Consider the following 19,741-nt stretch of genomic DNA (forward strand, 5'->3'; position numbering starts at 1 on the left):
CGCGAAAGGACCACGATCATGGCCGAGGAAAGCAACGGCGCCTTCATCCGCAACATCGCCGAAGTGCCGTGGCGCGAATTCGCGAACCATTTCGGCGGCGCGCTGTCAAAACCTCTGGTGATGCCGGAGACCGCTGGCTCGCGCCGCATCGACTATCGCATCTCGATGTACCAGCCAATGGCCTATGTGGCGCGGCATCATCACAAGGTGCAGGAGCAGGTCTATCACGTGCTCGAAGGCGAGGGGCTGATGGAGATCGCGGGCAAAAATCACGTCGTGCGCAAGCATGACGTGGTCTTCCTGCCGCCCGGCGTCGAGCATGCGATCGCGAATTCCGGCCTGACCGATCTCGTGTTCCTGGTGGTCACCTCGCCGGTGACCGACGACGAGAAGCCGCTCTGAGCGGCATACCGCACCGCGTGTGGCGGTTGCGGCGAGCTAACTGGAGCCGCCGCCGACCAGCTGCGCCAGCCGGGCGAGCAGCGGACGCTGACCTTCGTTGATTTTCTCGCCTGCCTCTTCAAGCGCGAAGAATTCGGCGCGGTCGACCTCGGGAAAGTCTTGCCGTTTGCCGCTGCGCGGCGGCCATTCGATCTGGAACGTGTTGCTGCGAATGTTGCGCGTATCGATGTCGATCTCGGCAGCAAAGGCCGTGACGACCTTGCCGCCGCGTTGCCTGATCTGGCCCAGTGCGATCAGCGGCACCATCAGCTCCAGTCCAAGCTCCTCGGCAAACTCCCGTCGCGCGGTGGCCTCGGCGTCCTCTCCGTCCGCAAATTCGCCTTTCGGGATCGACCAGGCGCCGCGATCCTTGTTGCGCCAGAACGGGCCGCCGGGATGAACGAGAAGGACCTCGATGTCGGGCCGCATCCGATAGACGACGATTCCAGCGCTCTTCGATGGCATCGCAGGTTCCGGGTTCGATCGGAGAGTATGGCCGGGAACAAGTATGGCCGGGAAAACGTGCTCCGGGCAATCCACCGCGGCAAGGACGGCTGCGCGAAGCCGCAAATTCTCGAAAGCCGCTCGACAAAGCGGCTTCCTGTTCTGCGTATCAGCTCGAGGATCGCTCGCGCGATGCGACGCGAATGGCGCGTGCCTTCGCGCCCTTGGTGGCATGCGCCGCGATCATGCTGCGCGCCTTGCCGTGGGCCGAAGTATTCTTCTTGAGAAGGGACGCGAACCGCTTGCGCGCGCGACTTGCTGTCAGCCGTGCTGCCACCTGCGCGGCTTCGGCCTTGCTGATGATGGTGATGATCGCGGGTGTCAGGTTCACGGGAACCCAGGTGAGGTCCTTTGTCTTGGACAGGCTGCCGACGCCTTCGCACGGTGCCTCGCGCGGCAGGTCGATCCGGATCGCAAGCGCCTCGGAGCGCTCGGTCCAATCCTCGGCCTTGGTGCCGGTGATGATCCGGACATAGTCGCGTGTCTCGCGCGGCAGCTCGCTCTCCTTGGCGAGCCACTTCTGGATGCGCCCCGGGCCCGCATTGTAGGCGGCTGCGGCGAGGCCTAGATTGCCGAAATCGTCACGAAGCTTGCGCAGAAACTTTGCCGATGCGGGCAAGGCCTTCATGGGATCGAAGGGATCGTCCAGCCCGACCTCGGCAGCCGTCTCCGGCATGAACTGCGCGACGCCCTTTGCGCCCGCCTGGCTCACCTCGTTTGCGTTGAAGTGGCTCTCCTGCCAGATCAGGCGCGCGAAGAACGGCACCGGAATGCCGCTGCTTTCGGCGGCTTGCCTGAGCGCGTGGCAGAATTGATCCATTGGTGATGGCGGAGCCTGCTCCACCGGCTCGGCTTGCGGGGCCGGCTCAATCACCGGCTCATGTGCCGCGCGCGCATTCGCGAGCTCGATGGCTTGCACGCTCGCGAGGAAGAGATCGACGACCGGAACAAGTGGAGAAGTCTGGTCGTTCTGGCGAACGGTGGGCGCGAACGTCGATGTCTGCCCGGATGCCGACGGATCGAGGTCGCACATCAGAACGAGAAACGCGGCGCAAGCCGCGATGACAAATCGCATTGCTGGTGCAACCTCGAACTGTGAGATGATACGGCCGGCGATGCGCCGGCGATAAGGACTTCTTAACCGGCCGATTGCGGCAAAGCTGCGATCTCTGCGGTTCCTTCGGTGTTACTACGGTGTTCCCGAAATGCCATTACGTGTTCCCGAAACGGATCTGTTCCGTGGATTGCGGAATGAATTGAGATGGATCGGAGATGGATGTTCGCCGCTGATTGCGCTCTGGCTGACCCATCCCGCGGTCGCGGGAAGTCCCGAGGCAACAGCGGTGAACGACGCTGTGCGTCCGAAGCAGCGCAGACAAGCTCAACGCATCGGTAGCGAGACTTCAGTGCCTCTCGATCACGCTGAAAGCAGGGCCGCATCGCTTCCGGCAAAGCGATCGCAAGCGCGTACGCCCGTCCTCGCTGAAGCAGCGGGCAGCGAGGCGCGTGTCGAATTGAGGCCGGCTAGTCCTTCGGAAAATCCTTGCGCATTGCGATCTCGGCGGCGTCGCCCGGCGACAGCACGGTCTGGTCGAAGGCTGATTGCGGCCTCGTCATGATGTCGTAGAGCGAGATGCCCTTGATCGGCTTCGCCATGAGCTCGCGGACGCATTCGGCGAGCGTGCCGTTGTAGACGAGATAGGGCGGACCTCTGTCCTTCTGCCTCTGTCCCTTCAGCGACGGCCACTTCTTCAATTCGGCCGGCGCGTCATAGGCGATCGGCGAGCCTTCTCTAAACATGCGCTTGGCCCCAGGGCGGCGTGAACTGCCGCAAATCCTAGGGCCGCCGGGTAAACGCTTGTTAAAGAATTAGTTCAAATCAGCTGGCAATGAAGGCGAGCAGCGTGCCGTTGGCCTTCGCTGGCGGCACGCAGATCGCGGCCCCGCTGCGCAACGCTACCGAACCCAACGCCTCCTCGGTCGCGGCGAGGTCGCCGCTGACGAGCACCAGCGCCGCGCCGCCGCGCTCGGAGAGACCTGCGAGCGGCACACCGGGATAGCGCTTGCCGAGCTGATCCAGCGTCAAATAGACGAAATCGCCACGATCGCGGCCGGAGGGCACGGTGACGGCGCCGTCGGCTTCCGTCTTCGGCTCGCGATCGATCAGATGCGACAGATGCGATGCCTCCTTCACGGGCTCGGGCGTTGCGATCAACACCTGCTTGATGCGCTTGGCCGCATTGGCGTGCGTCATCAGTTCGGGGATCCACACGGTCTCGCGGGTCTTGTGCTGGCAGGCGAAGATGCGCACGCCGCCGGGTGCCTCCTCGGTCGGCCACATGAAGGTGCGGAATTTTGCCGCTGAGACCGTGCCGTTCGGCAGCGTGACCGGCCGTTCGAAATCGGTCGGACCAATCGGCGTGAGGCCGCGTGCGCGGATCTCCTCCGCGCCGGCGGAGGAATCGACTGCGGTGAAGGCGATGCGCTCGATGCCTTCGCCGCGCTTGTCGAGGAAGGCGCGCGCGGGCGCATTGTGTTCGGTCGCAGCGAGCACGCCGAGCAGCTCCATATAGTCGGGGTCGAACATGATGGTGTAGTTGCCCGTTCCCATATGCGCGCTGTGGGTGCCGCGCGGCGACACGGTGAAGCCGAGCCGCCTGTAGTTGTCGGCGGCTGCGTCGAGGTCCTTCACCATGACTACGGCGTGATCTATACCGATGACGTTCTTGAGGGCCACTGCGATTTTTCCCCGGCATGTCGAATTGGCTGACGGACCGCACGAGCGGCCGTAGCATCTATCTACGCTGGATGGACGCGCGAGTCATTTTGAAATCGCCGGCGGATGCGCAATTTCCTTCCGCAAAACGTCGCGTCGACGCGTTGCAATGGACGGCGTCAACGATCCTGCGCGTCGATATAGGCAGCGAGAATCGCGCGCTCCTCATTGGTCATCTCCGTGATGTTGCCCGGCGGCATCGCATTGGACCATGCCGCCACGCGGCCGATCAGGCGGATGTTGCGCTGGATGTGCTCGCTGCCGTCGAGCAGGATACCCTTCGGCGCGGTCGCGATGCCGGCCCAGACCGGCTCGGCCGCGTGGCACATGCTGCAGCGGGACATCACGATATCCTCGACATTGGCGAGCGTCGGCTGCGCCGAAAGTGCGCCATTCTTGACTTCGCGCGGGCCGGCCGCGGAGAGGAGGCCGATCGCGATGACGCCGACCGCTGTCACGCCCCACACCCACCACGGCGATTTGCGCCCGGCATGCCGCGCGTTGAAGAAGTGGCGGATCACCGGCCCCAGCGCCAGCACGATCGCGACGATGATCCAGTTGAAGCGGGTGGCGTAGAGCAGGGGATAGTGGTTGCTGATCATCAGCACCACGACCGGCAGCGTCAGATAGTTGTTGTGGACCGAGCGCTCCTTGCTGGCCTTGCCGAGCTTCGGATCGGGCGCCTGGCCCGCGATCAGGCCGGCTACGATTTTTTTCTGGTTCGGGATGATCACTGCGAAGACGTTGGCGACCATGATGGTGCCGATGATGGCCCCGATCTGGTTGAAGGCGCCGCGGCCGCTCAGGACGTGCGTGAAGGCATAGGTCAGCCCGACCAGGAACAGATAGCCGCCGATGGCAAAACCGAGCTCGCGCTGCGCAAGTCCGGTGCGGCAGGCGATCTCATAGAGCGCCCACGCCAGGGCGAGGCTGCAGAAGCTGAACAGCCCGGCCTCGGCCGGCGTCAGATCGAGGATCGACTTGTCGACCAGGAACAGGTCTGCATCGAGATAATAGACCACCACCATCAGCGCGAAGCCGGAGAGCCAGGTGGTGTAGGCTTCCCATTTGAACCAGGTGAGTTCCTCCGGCATCTGCTGTGGGGCCACCAGATATTTCATGATCCGGTAGAAACCGCCGCCATGGACCTGCCACGCCTCGCCCTGCACGCCATCCGGCAGCTCAGCCCTTGGCCTCAGGCTGAGATCGAGATGGATGAAGTAGAAGGAGCTGCCGATCCAGGCGATCGCGGCCACCACGTGCAGCCAGCGCAAGAGCAGGCTCGCCCATTCCGATATGATGGATCCCCACATGATCACCCCGATAGTTGCGGCATCGATGCCGCAGCTTTGATGACCGCGACAGGCGGCCGCGCCCTTACAATGTGTCGCACCGATCAGCGGCATTTTCCAGTACGATGGGCGTACGCTGTTGCACATCGTGCGGGCATGAGCTGACGTAAGACGTGGCAGTCATAGACTTGGCAGTCATAGACTTGGCGGTCATAGCCTTGGCAGTCATAGAATTGGCAGCAACCAGCCGGGAGGAAGGCGACGTGAAGAAGATCTGGTCCGCCGCTGTGTCCGCGGGGTTGCTTGTCGCCGCGACTGGTGCGCAAGCCGAGCCGGTGCTGCAAGGCAAGGAGGCCTATGGCAATTGGCAATCGGACAAGCCCGGCACGGTCAGGCTGATCCGTCCGCAGGATCTTGCGAGGCCCGGCGCTACGCCGTCGGCTGCGCGTTTTCCGCACGTGGTGACGCGTTCGCCGGAAGCGTTCCCGAAGGTGTCGTCCGGCTTCAAGATCGAGCTGTTTGCTGACGGGCTGCGCGGACCGCGCATCATTCGCGTGGCGCCCAATGGCGATCTCTTCGTTGCGGAGACGCGGGCCGGCACCGTCCGCGTGCTGCGCGCCGGCGAGGGCGGTGGCAAGGTTGCAACCAACGAGGTTTTTGCCGGCGGGCTGAAGCAGCCGTTCGGCATCGCGTTCTTTCCCAATGGCGACAATCCGCAATGGGTCTATGTCGCCAACACCGACGGCGTGGTCCGCTTTCCCTACCAGGCCGGCGATCTCAAGGCGCGTGGCAAGCCTGAGATCATCGTGGCGAGCCTGCCGCATGATGGCGGCCATTCCACCCGCGACATCGTGTTCACGCCGGACAACAAGCGCATGCTGGTGTCGGTCGGATCGCTCAGCAATGTCGCAGAAGGCATGGGCACTCCGCCAGGCGGAATGGCGGCCTGGTCGCGCACGCAGCCGCTGGGCGCGGCCTGGGCGAGCGAGACCGAGCGCGCCGCGGTGCTTGCCTTCAATCCGGATGGCAAGGAGCGGAAGATCTACGCCACCGGCATCCGCAACTGCGTTGGCCTCGCGATCCAGCCGCAGACCGGACTGCCCTGGTGCTCGACCAACGAGCGCGATGGCCTCGGCGACGATCTCGCGCCCGACTACGTGACGAGCGTGAAGGAAGGCGCCTTCTACGGCTGGCCGTGGTTCTATATCGGCGGCAACGAGGACCCGCGCCACGCCGGCGCGCGGCCGGACCTCAAGGACAAGGTGACGGTCCCCGACGTGCTGGTGCAGCCGCACTCGGCCTCCCTCGGCATGACCTTCTACCAGGGCACGCAGTTTCCATCGGAGTATCAGGGCGACGCCTTCGCCGCCGAGCACGGCTCCTGGAACAGATCGAAGCGCACCGGCTACAAGGTGATCCGCATCAGGATGAAGGACGGCAATCCGACGGGTGAGTACGAGGATTTCGTCACCGGCTTCGTCGTCGATGATCGCGAAGTGTGGGGGCGACCGGTTGGAGTCGCGGTGGCGAAGGATGGCGCGCTGCTGATCTCGGAAGACGGCAACGGCACGATCTGGAGAGTGACACACTAGCGACCGAAGTCGCGCTAAGCGAGCGCTTTCGCTTTTCGCCTCTCCCCGCCTGCGGGCAGAGGCAAAGGCCGCCTTTGGCGGCCGTCTCTAAGACCGTCGAAGCGAAGCTTCGGCTATGTCGCATCGCAAGACGCGATCCGGGTGAGGGGGCTCTCCGCTAGTCCAACTGTCACCGCCATTGTGGAGGCAGCCCCTCACCCCGACCGTCTCCCCGTAAGAACGGGGAGAGGGAGAAGACTTACCCCCTTCGCACACTCGCTCCGCCATCCACCGGCAGCGTTACGCCGGTGATGAAGTTCGCCTCATCCGACGCCAGGAACAGCGCGGCATTGGCGACGTCCCATCCTGTTCCCATCTTCTTGCGCAGTGGCACCTTGCAGTCGCGCTCGGCTTCGACCTCGGCGCGGGTCCTGTGCCATTCGCGGGCGCGGGTATCGACTGCCATCGGCGTGTTCATCAGACCCGGCAGGATGACGTTGGCGCGGATGCCATATTCGGCGTTCTGATAGGCGAGCTGTTCGGTGAAGGCGATCATCGCCGACTTCGTCGCCTTGTAGGCGACGTAAGGATAGCTCGTGATCGCGGCCATCGAGGAGATGTTGATGATCGCGCCGCTTCTCTGCGCGCGCATGATCGGGATCACCTCCTTTGCCGCCAGAATGCAGCTCTTCAAATTGATGGCGACGACGCGGTCGAATGCCTCCTCGGTCAACTGAAGCAGTTCGGCATCGCCCCCGGAAAGGCTCACGCCGACATTGTTGTGCAGCACGTCGATCCGGCCCCAGCGCGCCTGCGCGTCGGCCACCATCGCCTTGATGTCGGCTGACTTGGTGACGTCGGCCTTGAAGGCCGCGGCGATGCCCTGCGTCGCAGCGATCATCGCGACGGTCTCCTGGGCCGACTCGAGATGATGATCGACACACAGCACCCTGGCGCCCTCACGCGCGAAGGTGAGGGCGGTGGCACGGCCATTGCCCATGGCTTCGCCGGGACTCTGTCCAGCCCCAACCACGATGGCGACCTTGTCCCTCAAGCGCATGACGTTTTCTCCCTGCTTTTTCATCACGATAGCACGGGCAGATCGCGGCAGAAGAGCGATCGTCTCACGTGATGGTCGCGCCGGATGCACGCCCTCCCGCCCGACACGCATGGCTCATTCGTCGCGATGATAGTGCGCATGCGCCCAACGGCTTGCCGTTGCGCAGGAACCGCCTTTACATAACTTCACACGGCCGCATTTGTTGCGGGGAGGTTTTCGCGCTACGCTCTGCATCGGGGCTTCCCAACCACCAGTGGCTCGCCGATGAATCTGCTTGATCCGCAAGGGCCCGTTGCTGCTGCGAACAGCACCATTCTGGTCGATTCCGTTTTCATCATGCTGACGATCGTGGTGCCGACCATCATCGCGATCCTGGGGTTCGCCTTCTGGTTTCGTGCATCCAATCCGCGCGCGCACTACCAGCCCGGCTTCGTCTATTCCGGCCGGATCGAAATGGTGGTGTGGGCGATCCCCGCGCTGACCGTCATCCTGCTCGGCGGCGTCGCCTGGATCGGCTCGCATCAGCTCGATCCCGCAGCACCGGTGCCGGGGACCGGCAACCCGGTGCGGATCCAGGCCGTCTCGCTCGACTGGAAATGGCTGTTCATCTATCCGGATCAGCGTATCGCCACCGTCAACACGCTGACGGTGCCCGCCGGCGCCGAGCTGAATTTCCAGCTCACATCGTCGAGCGTGATGAACGTGTTCTTCATCCCACAGCTCGGCAGCATGATCTACACCATGAACGGTATGGTGACGCGGCTCAACCTGCGCGCCGACAATGAGGGCAAGCTCCAGGGACTGTCGGCTCATTTCTCCGGCGACGGTTTCCCCGACATGATGTTCGACGTCAACGTGATCTCGCCGCTCGCCTTTCCCGACTGGGTGGAGAGCACGGCGAAGACCGATTCCGTGCTGAACGAAGCCAGCTACAATAAGCTGGTGCAGCAGGGCATCGAGCGGGGCAGGCCGACCTACCGGCTCGAGGATCCCCGGCTCTTCGACCTCATCGCGACCCAGCACATCCCGCCCGGGCCCGGTCCGCAAATCGCATCCGGGGCGGGCCGGCCGCACAGTGGAGGCCATGATGCTCGGTAAGCTCGATTGGTCGGCGATCCCGTTCGACCAGCCGATTCCTCTCGTCGCAGGCGCGATGGTGCTGGTCGCGATCCTGGGCGTGCTGGCCTGGGTCGTAGTGAAAGGGCATCTGCCCTATCTCTGGCACGAATGGATCACCAGTGTCGACCACAAGCGGATCGGCGTGATGTACGTGCTGCTCGCGTCCGTCATGTTTCTGCGCGGCGGCAGCGACGCCATCATGATGCGGATCCAGCAGTCGGTCGCCTATCAGTCGCAGGGCTATCTGCCGCCGGAGCACTACAACCAGATCTTTTCTGCCCACGGCACCATCATGATCTTCTTCGTGGCGATGCCGTTCGTGATCGGGCTGATGAACCTTGTCGTGCCGCTCCAGCTCGGCGTGCGCGATGTCGCGTTTCCGACGCTCAATTCGGTCGGTTTCTGGTTGACCGCGACCGGCGCGCTGCTGGTGAACATCTCGCTCGTGGTCGGCGAATTCGCGCGCACTGGGTGGCTCGCCTTTCCGCCGCTGTCGGGCCTGATCTATTCGCCGGGCGTCGGCGTCGACTACTACGCCTGGTCGCTGCAGATCTCCGGTGTCGGCACGCTGGTGGCCGGCATCAATCTCGTGACCACCGTGCTGAAGCTGCGCACCAAGGGGATGAACTACCTGCGCATGCCGATGTTCTGCTGGACGACGCTGGCCTCGAACCTGCTTATCGTGGCGGCATTCCCGATCCTCACCGCGACGCTGGCGATGCTCCTGCTCGACCGCTATCTCGGCTTTCACTTCTTCACGAATGAGGCCGGCGGCAACGTCATGATGTTCATGAACCTGATCTGGGCATGGGGACATCCGGAGGTCTACATCCTCGTGCTGCCGGCATTCGGCATCTTTTCCGAGGTGGTGTCGACTTTCTCCGGCAAGCCGCTGTTCGGCTACCGCTCGATGGTGCTCGCCACCATGGCGATCTGCGTCATCTCCTTCATGGTCTGGCTGCATCACTTCTTCACGATGGGCGCAGGTCCCGACGTCAACGCCATCTTCGGCATCGCCAGCATGATCATCGCCGTGCCGACAGGGGTGAAGATCTACAACTGGCTGTTCACCATGTATGGCGGCCGTATCCGCTTCACGACGCCGATGCTGTGGTCGGTCGGCTTCATGGTGACGTTCATCACCGGCGGCCTCACTGGAGTCCTGGTCGCGGTGCCGCCGGCTGACTTCCTCCTGCACAACAGCTTGTTCCTGGTGGCGCACTTCCACCACGTCATCATCGGTGGCGTGCTTTTTGGTGCCTTCGCCGGTTTCACCTACTGGTTTCCGAAGGCGTTCGGCTTCCGCCTCGACGAGGCCTGGGGCAAAGCGGCCTTCTGGTTCACCTTCATCGGCTTCTACGTCACCTTCCTTCCGCTCTATACGGCGGGCCTGCTGGGCATGACCCGGCGCTTGCAGCATTACGACGTCGCGGCATGGCGGCCGTGGATGCACGTAGCCGCGATCGGCATGGGACTCCTTTGCGTTGCGGTGGTCTGCCAGATCACGCAGCTTGTCGTCAGTATCCGCAACCGCGAGGCCTTGCGCGACCGCACCGGCGATCCCTGGGACGGCCGCTCGCTGGAATGGGCGACCTCGTCGCCGCCGCCGGTGTTCAACTTCGCCTTCCATCCCGATGTGCGCGGCGAGGACGCCTACTGGGCGATGAAGCAGCACGCCAAGGAGCAGCAACTCGAGCATCATCCCGAACCCGAATACGAAGACATCGAGATGCCCCGGAACTCGCCGACCGGATTCGTCTGCGCGTTCTTCGCCAGTGTCATGGGCTTTGCGCTGATCTGGCACATCTGGTGGATGGTGATCCTCGGCGTGCTAGGCGCGTTCGCGACCTTCGTCGTGTTCGCCTGGCGCGACCATGACGAATACGTCATACCGGCGGCCGAGGTCGCGCGCATCGATCGCGTCAATATCGAGGAGCGTCGCAGCCTCGTCAGCATGGCGGGGGGTGTCTGATGACGATGACCGCGACCATCGGGCATGCGCATGCCGACCCCCATCACATCGGGATCGTTGTCGAGCATCCCGGGCCTGCGTCAAAACGGATCGTGACGGCCTACGGCTTCTGGGTCTTCCTGCTCTCCGACATCGTGATGTTCTCCTGCTTCTTCGCGGCCTATGCGGTGCTGGTCGGCCAGACCGCCGATGGCCCGAAAGGCTCGGAGATCTTCGAGCACAGGAACGTCGCGATCGAGACGGTCCTCCTGCTGCTGTCGAGCTTCACCTGCGGCATGGCGAGCATCGCCGCCGACGTGCGCAACCGGTTCTGGTTCTATCTGGGAATGGCCGTAACCTGCGTGCTGGGGCTTGCATTCCTCACGATCGAATTCCGTGAGTTCGCCAATCTGGTCTCCCGCGGCTACGGACCGTCGCGCAGCGCGTTCCTGACCGCGTTCTTCTCGCTGGTCGGATGCCACGGCCTTCATGTCTCCGCCGGCGTGCTGTGGCTTCTCACCATGATGGCCCAGGTCTTCGCCAAGGGCTTTCGCGCCGACATTCTGCGCCGCATGATGTGCTTCGCACTGTTCTGGCACGCGCTCGACATCATCTGGGTCGCGGTCTTTTCCGTCGTCTACCTGCTTGGGAGTGCGGTATGAGCGATCAGGCGCATGTGCCGACCGGGCACGACCTCGCACCGGGCGAGGAAGAACAACACAGTGTCGGCGAGCGAATCCTCGGCTATGTCGTCGGCCTTGTCCTGGCGCTGCTGCTGACGGCGACGTCGTTCTTCATCGCCGGCACGGATCTGGTCTGGCAGCCTTCCATTCCGGTCGCGCTGATCGTGCTCGCGATCGCGCAGATGGGCGTGCATCTCGTGTTCTTCCTCCACATCACCACGGGTCCGGACAACACCAACAACGTGCTGGCGCTCGCCTTCGGCTTGCTCATCGTCTTCCTGGTTGTTGGGGGAACAGTCTGGATCATGTCGCATCTCAACCAGAACATGCCGCCGATGGACCAGTTCATTCGGATGCACAGCTGAAAACAGCCGCAGCGACTGGGAATGTCATTTCTCTTGCCGTAAGACCTGGCGGAGGACCGGACCGGCTCGCCAACTCAGCAAGTGCCTTTGATATTTCGGGACTCGCGGACCCGCGCGCTGGAGGCGCCGCATGAAGCGCCGTTAAGGCGCAATGTTCCCGCAATCCGCTCACCTTAGCGCTCATGGGCTGAGGCTGCCGAATCGATCGGCGGTACGGATGGAGTTTCATGTCCGATACTTTTCTCTTCTTCAGGACGCTGGCGTCCAACCCATTGATGGTCGGTGCCATCGCCCCCTCGGGGCCGGTGCTCGCAGATCTCATCACGAGCGGGGTCGATCCGTCGGATGGGCCCGTCCTTGAACTCGGTCCCGGCACAGGGGTCTTTACCGAGGCCTTGCTTGCGCGCGGCGTCCGTCAATCCGACTTGACGCTCGTCGAGTCCGGCTCGGATTTTGCCAGCGTGCTGCGAATGCGCTTCCCCGAAGCCCGCGTGCTCCGGATGGATGCGGCGCGGCTCGGTGTCTGCCGCCTCTTTGGCAGTGCACCTCTAGGCAGCGCGATCAGCGGACTGCCGTTGCTGAATATGTCGCCGAGAAAGGTCACCGCCATCCTGACCGGCGTGTTTTCCCTTCTGCGTAAGGGTGGCGCATTTTACCAGTTCACCTATGGCGTTCGCTGTCCCGTGTCGCGCCGGTTGCTCGACCGCCTCGGTCTCAAGGCGAGCCTTCATGGCCGGGTCCTGCGGAATTTTCCGCCTGCCCGAGTCTACAAGCTTGTCCGGCGCAAGCCCCTGACTTTGCGCGCGGTCGGAAGATGATCGACCTGCCCGATTTGCCGGGCCTGGTCTCCGATCTGGCTGGTTGGGGACTGTTCGGCTTGACGATGTGCGCGGCAGTGGAAAAGCTTCTCCCGATCGTGCCTTCCTACGGCATGCTGATTGTGCTTGGCATGTTCGTCGTTCCGAATTTCGCCGCCTTGCCCTGGGCCGTCGCGGCGACCACAGCCGGGTCAACTCTCGGCTCGCTGATTTGGTATGCGGTGGGGCGGTGGTTCGGCCCGCAGCGCGCTGAGGCACTCGTGCAGAATGCAGGATGCTATCTGAGCCTTCGGGTCGAAAAATACCGCCAAATAGCGGGTTCATATCACCGTAATCAGTTCTGGATTTCCGTTATCGCCCAGATCATTCCCCTGGTCCGCGTCTACATGGCTTTTCCTGCCGGGGTAGTGGCCATTCCACTGATGCGCTTTGCTATGGCGACGTTCGTCGGGGCTCTTGCCTGGAACGCCCCTTTTCTGGCGTTGGGCTACGGTTTGCGCGAAAGTCGCGTCGATCCGTCGACTGCGGCCTCCACCGCCATTATTGGCATCGTCGTTGTCGAGGTCGTGTTCGCCCTGGCATTCCGGCTCATCCGCCGTCGGGCTTGAGTTGCGGCGTTCAAGCGCGGGGATCAGTCCCGGTGCGCCTTCCCATAAAGAAAAGCCGCTTGTGATGAACAAGCGGCCCAAGGCCCGCGTCAGCTTCGCTGCATAGGCAAGACATAGGAAGGTGACCAGCATTGTGGCGACGATCGCAGCGGCGATGGCCATGAAGGAGGCAAGGCTCATTTGAGGACTTTCTGGTCGTGGCCGTCATTCCGAGGATGGTGGCGATCGCGCCAGGTCCGAACATTAGCGGCATCGCCAGTGGCACAAAGGCGCCGTCGGTCCCGTTCGCGTCCGCGGCAGGTCCCGCTATCCCGCCGGATGAAGAAGGAGAGAAGAGCTCAAACCCGATCTTCATAAGGATCAATCCTCCGACAATACGGACCATGCTCAGCCGCACGTCAAACAACCGCAGCTGCAACGTGCCAAAGACCAGGAAGAAAAAGCAAAGGAGCAGCGCGTAGAGGCAGGATCTTCGGCGGCAGCCCTTCGCCGATCTCGATGCCGCCGCGCGCAGGATCGTCGAGATCGCGAACGGCAAGCGGTGGAGGATGGCCGTATCTTTGTCGAACGGGTCAATGAGCCATTTCTGACGGTTGGCGGCAGTGGCGGGGCAGCGCCTGGATCGAGCGCGCCGTCGCTCTCGGTTGGCTGCGGTGGCACGAGAGCGGCACTTGCCTGAAAATCACCGAGGGGGCGGCGCTGTTCGCATGATCCACGATTAGTGACCGCGAAAGCACACTTACATAGATTTCGCAGAAACGCACGGCCCGCAAGTTACCTTGTCCGGGATCCAAGCTAAATCCAGAGACACTTTCGTTTTAGAAGGCCTGCGATGACCCTGCATGTGATCGTAAATGAGGCAAAGGAGGATCAGACTGGCGCGCCCAACGCGAAGGCTGTGATCGCCGTCGTTGGACTGGCAATTGAGGCCAGAATAGCGGGGATGGCAGCGATAATCGCTGATGGTGACCGGACCGCGTCTAGTTTGCGTGAGGCCATCCGAAAAGGTGCGCGCGGGATTATAAGCTTTGGCGTATGCGGCGGGCTGGATCCGAAGCTCCGCCCGGGTAAGGTTGTCATCGCTTCGTCGGTGTTTGCGGGGAAAGATGAAGCTTATCCAAGTGACCTCCCTTGGGCCCAGGAGCTCCTTCGGATGATCCCGGGCGCCGGCTACTCTCCGATTGCTGGAGTGGCTACCCCGATGACAAGTTTTGAGGAGAGACGGGACTTCCATGCCACCACCGGGGCCGTCGCAGCTGATATGGAGTCGCAAATCGTGGCCCGAATTGCTGCCGAATTCAGAATTCCCTTTGCCGCTTGTCGCGTTGTTCTAAACCCTGCCCATCGGATACTTCCGAGAGCGGCGCTCATAAAGATCGGACCCGCAGGTAAGCCTAGACTGCGCAAGATCGGAGGTTCAGTTGTAAGCGACCCTCGGCAACTTCCCAGACTCAGCCGATTGGCCGTTGACGCTGTTATTGCGGTGAGGGCATTGCGCAGGGCCAAACAACGGCTTGGAACTCACCTCGGTTTCCCGCACCCTCACGGCCGCCTGCCGCATCGACTGCTGCACTTCAAGCAATAACACCAGTCCGATCCCGCCGTCAGCGCTGCTGCCCGGACGGCGCGACGCCGGCCAGACACGTGCGAATCCGAGCTGCCAAAAGGATAACTGGCCCGAGCCCCTGTGCGATCAGCGTTATTTCGATGGCGATTCCGAGCAGCTACGTCGGCAGCGCGCTCACGAGTCGGGCTGCGAGTCGAACTTTGGCATAGGTTTCGAATCCGCACGTGAGCGCAGGAAGGCCTTGCTCACCGCTAGGGCCGGCGCAGCCAAAAAGGCGGTCAAGGCGGCCCACGAAAGGATGCGCCGCGGCGCGGCCGCATAACGCTCAGACAGATCCGCCGCCGATCCAAAGCAACCTCTGCGTTTTATGAAGCGCCAAGCGAGCGGGTTCCACTGGCTCCAGACCTGCTCGGCCTGCGCGGCCAACAGGCCGGAGACGATCTCCGGTGGAGGTCCAAAAACCTCAGGTAGCTTGTTCGATAAATCGTCGTCCTTCAGCACGTCCCATTTTGAATATCCGCCCATCACAGGAGACGAGATGGCGAACACCACACGACCAATCCGCGCCTCCCTTGAAGCAAACGAACACATCGGGCAAGGTTCAACGGTCGAATACAAGGTGCAATCTTGCAGACGCTTTCGTTTGAGGACCTTTTGTGCCGCGGAAAGTGCCACGAGCTCCGCGTGGCGCGTCATGTCACTCTCCGATGAAACACGATTTGTCGCCTCGGCAATGACCTGTCCTCGATAAACAATCAGGGCGCCGAACGGCAGCTCTCCTGTCTTCGCTCCAAGTCGAGCGACTTCTAGGCATCGCTCCATCAGTTGCAAATCTTGAAGGTGAGCTTCCGGCCTGTTCATGAGCGTCAGCTGCTCCATCCGAGTCGACGAGCAGTCCCCCTTGGTTGCTGCGTTCCTGGGCCCGACCGAGCCTGGCTCCTCCCCGGCGCGTCGTGGTCGCGGCCAGGGCGATCTCCACTTCAATCCAGACGGGAGGTTAGGCGAAGCAACCCCTCCCGCACTATGCGATTTCGGCTAAACGGCGCGCCACGTTCATCGGATAGCTATCGTGCGAGGCGGCTGTGCCGGACGCCATTTAGTTCGTGCGGTGCGGCGGCTTCTTCTTTCGATGCTGTGTCGGCTGCGTTGCCTTTGGAGGCTGCGGAGGTTGCGGCCAGTAGGCACAAGGCGCACAGCTACAGGCACAGCCACAGCCTCTGGCCAGCCTTGGTTTTTGGAAGAGCGGTGGTGGTCCAGCATTTTCCTTGTCGAAGACATGGAACGTCGCCAAACTAACGTCGGAGATTTCCTCCTCACCAAGAATGAGTTCGTGCTTCTGCGAGGGCGGTGATGTATTCGCCGACGCTTCGCTGGTTGAGGCGCACGCACCGCTTGCCATCGAGAGAGACATGCCGGCAAACCCTAAGGCGGGTAAGGCTTTGCTCCGACGCTTGCCTATGGAAGAGGGCTTCGGCATGGTACATTATCCCACTTGCTTGGGCATACTGAACTAAACTGGCGTGATGAAATCCGACCGAGCTGGTTCTAGTAAAGACCAATGATGGCCGTGGAAGCTATGCCGACCCCGGCGGCGGTCAAGCCTTTGGCCAAGCGGAAGCCGACTTCAGCGTCGATAGATGACGGCCTTGATCCGATCTAGCTAAGTAGCCCCGCCCCGACCGAGTGTCCGGTGAACGCGCTAAACCAAGCAGGAATTCGCCTTGAGGAGCAGTGGGTCCACGCCCTGAGTAGGTCGATGGTCGGCAATCGCATGTGACGCTATCGCTTGGTGCGCTGAAGCTTCCACGTCGTCATGGCCGGGCGTAGCCGTCCGAAGGACGGTGTCGCTTCCGCTCACCCATGTGCCATCCACGCTTCCCCCGCGGCAAGAACGTGGATGCCCGGGACAAGCCCGGGCATGACGACCGCCTGTGAGTTCGCACATGCAATGGCTCGCAGCTAGCGCGCGAAAGCAAAAGAGCCGCTTGCGATGAGCAAGCGGCCCAAGTCTAGGGAGGAAACGCCCAAGCAAAGACAATCGGCAGGAAGCCGAATTGCTGCCAAGGAAGCGCCAGCACCAGGTGCTACCGCACTCTTATGAGATGCAACAACTCCCGATAGAGTTCAATTCCGGATCAATACTGTCTCCGGCTACCGCTCACACCTGCGTGAAGCGAGGCTCTCACTTCGGCCGGCGGCAATTATAGGCCTTGCGGAAGCCTGCGGCCTGCGCGTCGTCCTCCGAGCAGAACCAGCGGTCCGGCTTGGTCGTGGCCGGATAGCTCGGGCAGCCCCGCAGGTGGTAGATGCCGATATTGCCGGTGACGCGGGCGCGCACCGCGAGCTTGCCCTTGATGCTGCAACTCGGCGGCATCGTCAGATCTTCCGGGAACAGCACCGCGCGAATCTCCTTGTCGCGATCGGCGCGGCAGGCGGCGCCCAGCAGCGGCCCGTCCTTCTTGCCGGTGCGGAAATCTTGCGGTGCAACAAAGCAGCCCTTCCAGATGCCGGCCGAGGCCGCCTTGGCGTCCGCCGCCGCGGGCTTGACGTTGGCCTTGATCGGCTCGCGCGCGATGGCAAAGCCGAGCTTGACCAATTGCTCGTTCAACGAGACCTTGTCGCCTTCCGCCGTGCAGATCGCGCGGTGCCGCTTGCCGAAATGCTTCTCCGGCCCGACGTCGTCACAGCGAACGGTCCGGCCGCCGATCAGCTTCGTCAGCTGGTCGCGGGCCTCCAGGCCGCAGGTCCAGGGATCGGCGTGATCGTCGATGCAGACCTGGTCCAGTTCGGGCGCGTCCACGCCATCGAGCCGATAGGTGGTATCTCCGAGCTGGATGGAGTTGGCATCCCGCGCAATCGCGGCGGCGGTCAGCGCGAAGCCTGATCCGGAGGTGGCCAGAAAGCCGGACAGAGCGAGAAACAAGAAAAACGCGAAAGTGCGGGCGGCGGCAAAGGAATTTTGGAAGGACATACGGTCTCGCTATCGATTGCTTTTGTTCCTCGTTCCTACCATCCGGACATGGCAACACCAATGGTCTGCGCTGTGCGAAGTGCGACATTCCTGCGCCGTGACTTTACTCGCCGGCCAGCCTGCCCCTATCGTTTGGCCCTGCAGACAAGCTGCGAGCGGCCGAATCGCCCGGGAAGCGGCGAGGGCGGGAGGACAATGTTGCGATGAAAGACCCCGTGGACGTCCTGATCATCGGCGCCGGCGCTTCGGGCGCTGCCGTTGCGTGGTCGCTGGCCGAGACCAAGATGCACATTCTCTGCCTGGAGCAGGGCGGCTGGATGAATCCCGCGGAATATCCGAGCACGGGTCGGGACTGGGAAGCCAAATTCTACGGCGAGTGGTCGACCAGTCCGAACGTCCGCGGCCGTCCCGAGGACTATCCCATCAACGACGACAATTCGCCAATCAAGGTCGTCAACTACAACGCGGTCGGTGGCTCGACCGTGATGTACACCGCGCATTGGCCGCGGCTTCATCCGAGCGACTTTCGCGTCAAGACGCTCGACGGCGTCGCCGACGACTGGCCGATCGACTACTCCATGCTGGAGCCGTTCTTCGAGGAGAACGACCGGATCATGGGCACATCCGGAATGTCAGGCGATCCGCTGTCGCCGCTGACGCATCCGCCGATGCCGCCGCAGCCGCCCGGGCTGTCCGGACCGCTGATCGGCACGGCCATGAACAAGCTCGGCTGGCACTGGTGGCCGTCGGATACGACGGTTGCGACGATGGACTATGAGGGCCGCGCGCGCTGCATCAATCTCGGCCATTGCACGCCTGCCTGCGCGCAAGGGGCGAAATCCTCGACCGACATCACCTACTGGCCGCAGGCGATCCGCGCCGGGGTCGAGTTGCGCACCCATTGCCGGGTGCGCGAGATCACCACCGACGAGAACGGCATGGCCACGGGCGTGGTCTACTACGACAAGGACGGCATCGAGCAGTTTCAGCCGGCACATGTCGTCATCATCGCCTGCAACGGTGTCGGCACGCCGCGGCTCTTGCTGAACTCGGCATCCAGCCGCTTCCCGAACGGCCTTGCCAATTCATCAGGCCTCGTCGGCAAGAACCTGATGTTCCACCCTTACGCGCAGATCTATGGCTTCGTGAAGGAGCCGACCGACAGCAACCGCGCGCCGCCGACTTGCCTGTGGAGCAAGGAGTTCTACGACACCGATCTGTCGCGCGGCTTCGTTCGTGGCTACGGCATCCAGTTTGGTCGCGGCGCCGGGCCGGTGTTCGAGGCGGTCGCGAGCGAGCAGAAGGGAATCTTGCCGTGGGGGGCGGATCATCACCGTGTGTTCCGCAAGCTCAACGGCCACCGCATGGCGGTCTCGGCGATCTGCGAGGATCTCCCTGAGGAGCACAACCGCGTCACGCTCGATCCGGTGCTGAAGGACAGTAGCGGCATTCCCGCGGCGAAGATCGACTACACGATCAGCGAGAACAGCCGCAAGATGATGGACCATGCGCTCGCGCGCGGCCGCGAGATTCTGGAAACCGCAGGGGCGACCGACATCTGCATCAATGATCCTATCCCCTGGGGCGGCTGGCATTTGCTCGGCACCGCGCGGATGGGCACCGATCCCGAGCGCTCCGTGGTCAACGAATGGGGCCGCTCGCACGACGTGAAAAACCTCTTCATCGTCGACGGCAGCGTCTTCGTCACTTCGGGCGGGGTCAACCCGACCTCGACCATCCAGGCCATCGCGCTCTACGTCGCCGACCAGATGAAGCAGCGCCTCACCAATCTGTTCGACTAATCATGATGTGGATCGAAGCGAGCCGCGACTTCGCTGCACCTCTCCCGCTTGCGGGAGAGGCGGAGGCCGCCTTCGGCGGCCGTCGTTTTACGAAACGCCAAGGCGAAGCCTTGGCTACGGCGAAGCGCCGGGTGAGGGCTCTCTCCTCTGGGGGAGTCTCTTTGTGGAGGCACCCTCTCCCCGACCCTCCCCCGCAAGCGGGAGAGGGAGCGC

General features: G+C 62.8%; 19 protein-coding genes. 10 read left to right on the forward strand and 9 right to left on the reverse strand.

The window, feature by feature from the left end; all coding sequences use genetic code 11:
• Window positions 1–18 precede the first annotated feature (18 nt).
• On the forward strand, window positions 19–402 hold the full coding sequence (locus K289_RS0103165) for a cupin domain-containing protein (RefSeq protein ID WP_051310475.1): 384 nt from the start codon (window positions 19–21) through the stop codon (window positions 400–402).
• 36 nt (window positions 403–438) lie between these two features.
• Here K289_RS0103165 and K289_RS0103170 read toward each other — a convergent pair whose 3' ends face one another.
• The 5 genes from K289_RS0103170 to K289_RS0103190 all read right to left on the reverse strand — a co-directional run bounded on the left by K289_RS0103170 (window position 439) and on the right by K289_RS0103190 (window position 5,034).
• Complete coding sequence (locus K289_RS0103170) at window positions 439–906, reverse strand: NUDIX domain-containing protein (protein WP_027550142.1); 468 nt, start codon at window positions 904–906, stop codon at window positions 439–441.
• 148 nt (window positions 907–1,054) lie between these two features.
• Window positions 1,055–2,020 carry a lytic transglycosylase domain-containing protein gene (locus K289_RS0103175; RefSeq protein WP_027550143.1) on the reverse strand — a complete coding sequence of 322 codons (966 nt, stop codon included), beginning with the start codon at window positions 2,018–2,020 and terminating at the stop codon, window positions 1,055–1,057.
• 449 nt (window positions 2,021–2,469) lie between these two features.
• Window positions 2,470–2,745 carry a hypothetical protein gene (locus tag K289_RS0103180; RefSeq protein WP_027550144.1) on the reverse strand — a complete coding sequence of 92 codons (276 nt, stop codon included), beginning with the start codon at window positions 2,743–2,745 and terminating at the stop codon, window positions 2,470–2,472.
• 79 nt (window positions 2,746–2,824) lie between these two features.
• Entirely contained in the window at window positions 2,825–3,682 is an 858-nt protein-coding gene (locus tag K289_RS0103185; RefSeq protein ID WP_027550145.1) for a VOC family protein, read from the reverse strand.
• A 158-nt stretch (window positions 3,683–3,840) separates the two neighbouring features.
• Entirely contained in the window at window positions 3,841–5,034 is a 1,194-nt protein-coding gene (locus K289_RS0103190; protein WP_027550146.1) for a urate hydroxylase PuuD, read from the reverse strand.
• A 242-nt stretch (window positions 5,035–5,276) separates the two neighbouring features.
• On the opposite strand from K289_RS0103190, the gene K289_RS0103195 reads away from it, so the two are divergent.
• Window positions 5,277–6,605, forward strand: coding sequence for a sorbosone dehydrogenase family protein (locus K289_RS0103195; protein ID WP_035683853.1), 1,329 nt, complete (start codon window positions 5,277–5,279; stop codon window positions 6,603–6,605).
• 238 nt (window positions 6,606–6,843) lie between these two features.
• On the opposite strand, the gene K289_RS0103200 is transcribed toward K289_RS0103195, so the two are convergent.
• Window positions 6,844–7,644: an SDR family NAD(P)-dependent oxidoreductase gene (locus K289_RS0103200; RefSeq protein ID WP_027550148.1), complete on the reverse strand. Its 801-nt coding sequence runs from the start codon at window positions 7,642–7,644 to the stop codon at window positions 6,844–6,846.
• 264 nt (window positions 7,645–7,908) lie between these two features.
• On the opposite strand from K289_RS0103200, the gene K289_RS0103205 reads away from it, so the two are divergent.
• From K289_RS0103205 to K289_RS0103230, 6 genes are all read left to right on the forward strand, one after another.
• Window positions 7,909–8,742 carry a ubiquinol oxidase subunit II gene (locus tag K289_RS0103205; protein WP_027550149.1) on the forward strand — a complete coding sequence of 278 codons (834 nt, stop codon included), beginning with the start codon at window positions 7,909–7,911 and terminating at the stop codon, window positions 8,740–8,742.
• Window positions 8,732–10,735 (forward strand): cytochrome o ubiquinol oxidase subunit I, encoded by a 2,004-nt coding sequence (gene cyoB, locus K289_RS0103210; protein ID WP_027550150.1) that lies wholly within the window; start codon window positions 8,732–8,734, stop codon window positions 10,733–10,735. Before K289_RS0103205 ends, cyoB begins: the two co-directional genes overlap by 11 nt.
• A complete protein-coding gene (locus tag K289_RS0103215; RefSeq protein ID WP_027550151.1) occupies window positions 10,735–11,376 on the forward strand; it encodes a cytochrome (ubi)quinol oxidase subunit III in 642 nt (213 codons plus the stop codon). The genes cyoB and K289_RS0103215 overlap by 1 nt, the downstream gene beginning before the upstream one ends.
• Window positions 11,373–11,762 (forward strand): cytochrome o ubiquinol oxidase subunit IV, encoded by a 390-nt coding sequence (cyoD, locus tag K289_RS0103220; RefSeq protein WP_027550152.1) that lies wholly within the window; start codon window positions 11,373–11,375, stop codon window positions 11,760–11,762. Before K289_RS0103215 ends, cyoD begins: the two co-directional genes overlap by 4 nt.
• A 275-nt stretch (window positions 11,763–12,037) precedes the next feature.
• Window positions 12,038–12,580: a class I SAM-dependent methyltransferase gene (locus K289_RS43820; RefSeq protein WP_371260783.1), complete on the forward strand. Its 543-nt coding sequence runs from the start codon at window positions 12,038–12,040 to the stop codon at window positions 12,578–12,580.
• Entirely contained in the window at window positions 12,577–13,188 is a 612-nt protein-coding gene (locus tag K289_RS0103230; RefSeq protein WP_084788536.1) for a DedA family protein, read from the forward strand. Before K289_RS43820 ends, K289_RS0103230 begins: the two co-directional genes overlap by 4 nt.
• A 10-nt stretch (window positions 13,189–13,198) precedes the next feature.
• On the opposite strand, the gene K289_RS43825 is transcribed toward K289_RS0103230, so the two are convergent.
• Entirely contained in the window at window positions 13,199–13,726 is a 528-nt protein-coding gene (locus tag K289_RS43825) for a MarC family protein (protein ID WP_051310478.1), read from the reverse strand.
• Between the two features lie 294 nt (window positions 13,727–14,020).
• Here K289_RS43825 and K289_RS43830 point away from each other — a divergent pair, with 294 nt between their 5' ends.
• Window positions 14,021–14,773 carry a hypothetical protein gene (locus K289_RS43830; protein WP_051310479.1) on the forward strand — a complete coding sequence of 251 codons (753 nt, stop codon included), beginning with the start codon at window positions 14,021–14,023 and terminating at the stop codon, window positions 14,771–14,773.
• Window positions 14,774–14,929: 156 nt separating this feature from the next.
• Here K289_RS43830 and K289_RS47665 read toward each other — a convergent pair whose 3' ends face one another.
• Window positions 14,930–15,634, reverse strand: a complete 705-nt coding sequence (locus K289_RS47665) for a nucleoside deaminase (RefSeq protein ID WP_051310480.1) — start codon at window positions 15,632–15,634, stop codon at window positions 14,930–14,932.
• A 1,303-nt stretch (window positions 15,635–16,937) separates the two neighbouring features.
• The gene (locus K289_RS0103255) at window positions 16,938–17,726 is read right to left on the reverse strand and encodes a thermonuclease family protein (protein ID WP_027550155.1); all 789 of its coding nucleotides are present in this window, start codon (window positions 17,724–17,726) and stop codon (window positions 16,938–16,940) included.
• Window positions 17,727–17,929: 203 nt separating this feature from the next.
• On the opposite strand from K289_RS0103255, the gene K289_RS0103260 reads away from it, so the two are divergent.
• Window positions 17,930–19,528, forward strand: coding sequence for a GMC family oxidoreductase (locus K289_RS0103260; RefSeq protein WP_027550156.1), 1,599 nt, complete (start codon window positions 17,930–17,932; stop codon window positions 19,526–19,528).
• Window positions 19,529–19,741: the final 213 nt, after the last annotated feature.

It is taken from the genome of Bradyrhizobium sp. Cp5.3 (genome assembly GCF_000426265.1).
Taxonomy (GTDB): Bacteria; Pseudomonadota; Alphaproteobacteria; order Rhizobiales; family Xanthobacteraceae; genus Bradyrhizobium; species Bradyrhizobium neotropicale.